Annotated in this window: 1 protein-coding gene; it reads left to right on the plus strand. The window is 32.0% G+C overall.

Annotation, left to right across the window (positions count from 1 at the left end; genetic code table 11):
• The coding region (locus tag ACVC08_RS00610) for a type IX secretion system membrane protein PorP/SprF (protein ID WP_452600574.1) at positions 1–359 on the plus strand (359 nt) is incomplete at both ends.

A 359-nucleotide genomic window follows, 5' to 3' on the forward strand; every position in this document is an offset into this window, starting at 1 on the left:
GCAGGAGCTACATTTCATAACATTGGTTTAGTAAACTTAGACTTAATAGATTCTGGAGATGTATTCTTTTCAGAAAATGTAGATGAGTTAACACCAAATGTAGGAGCAGGAGTTTATTTCTATAAACCTAATAAGTATTACATATCTGCCTCTATGCCAAATATATTAAATGGTGTACATTTAGACTTAAATGGAACAAAAATAGGGTCTGAGAGAGAACATTTCTTTGCAGCAGCAGGTTATGTCTTTGATTTATCAGAAAACTTTAAGTTAAAGCCTCATGCATTAGCAAAGTTAGCTTTTGATGCTCCAGTAAGTTACGATGTTAACTTAAACCTATTTATGTACAATGTAGTAGA

The sequence above is a fragment of the Pontimicrobium sp. MEBiC06410 genome, from assembly GCF_053601615.1.